The following is a 1,255-nucleotide window of genomic DNA, read 5'->3' on the forward strand; positions in this document are numbered from 1 at the left end:
CCCTTGTCTGGTCGCTTTACAGCGTGCTGGTGCGCCGCTTTGCGCTGGACGCGGTGCGCGCCACCATCGCCATCACCGCGCTGGCCTTCTTGGTTTATGTGCCTGTCTACACCGCGCTGTTGCTCTTGCACTGGGTGCCGGGCCGGGTGCTTGTGGCTCCCTGGACGGATGTGGCCTTTCAGATGTTCTTCCAGGGTGTTGGCTCGGTGGTCATCTCCGGCATCAGCTTTACCAAGATGATCCAGTACTTCGGGCCGGTACGCTCCACCATGATCACGGCGCTGGTGCCCGGGCTGTCGGCCCTTGCTGCTGGGCTGTTCCTGGATGAACCCCTGGGCTGGAACGTGCTGCTAGGACTGGCCTTGGTCACATCGGGTATCGTTTTTGGTGTGCGCAAGGCATCTGTGGTTGCTATTAAAACAGGAGCAATTGATGCAGCACCCTGGGGGGCTAGAGGCTGATTTTGCTATGAATGACTTGTTGACACCATGAATCTGCTGGCATTTGATACCGGGACTGAGTTCATGTCTATTGCCGTCTGCAGCACGCGCGAGGGCCAGCTGCAGCAATGGCAACACACGACCTCAGGCGGTGCCAAGGCGTCTACCGACCTGATCCCGGCCATCCTGGACTTGTTGGGGCAGGCCGGTCTGACGCTGCAGACTCTGGATGCCATTTGCTTTGGCAGCGGCCCCGGTTCGTTTACCGGCCTGCGCACGGCATGCTCGGTGGCGCAGGGGCTTGCCTTTGGGGCAAACGTGCCAGTGCTGGGGGTGGATTCCCTGTTGGCCGTGGCAGAGGAGGCCCGGCACACCGCCATGGCTGCACAGCCCGACGGTGTGGTGACGGCCCTGCTGGACGCCCGCATGGACGAGATGTACTGCGCCACCTTCGCGTTTGTGGGTAGCCAGTGGACCGAGCTAAGTGGCAGCGCCCTGGTGCAGCCCGAAAAACTGCTGCGTTTACCAGCAGACCCCGCTGCGACTGCAACACCCTGGCTGCTGGCGGGGAATGTCTTTGCGGTCTATGGCGACCGTGTGGCGGCTGAAGACCTGAGTGGTGCAACGGCCCAGCGCATCGCTGCCCTGCCCACGGCATCCGCCATGTTGCGCCTGGCGCCCGCCCTGTTGGCCGCGGGCCTGGCTGTGCCGCCCGAGCAGGCGCTGCCCAGTTACATCCGCGACAAGGTCGCCAAAACCACGGCCGAACGCATGGCGGAAAAGGCCGCCGCCCTACAGGCCAGCGTCGCCATTGC

General features: G+C 63.3%; 2 protein-coding genes. Both read left to right on the top strand.

The genetic code is table 11. The annotated features are described in order from the left end of the window. A partial coding sequence (locus AC097P_RS23680; protein ID WP_479612885.1) for an EamA family transporter occupies positions 1 to 461 on the top strand: 461 nt, incomplete at its 5' end. A 27-nt stretch (positions 462 to 488) separates the two neighbouring features. Continuing rightward, the coding region (tsaB, locus tag AC097P_RS23685; protein WP_479612886.1) for a tRNA (adenosine(37)-N6)-threonylcarbamoyltransferase complex dimerization subunit type 1 TsaB at positions 489 to 1,255 on the top strand (767 nt) is incomplete at its 3' end.

It is taken from the genome of Rhodoferax sp. ZS1R8 (assembly GCF_056521325.1).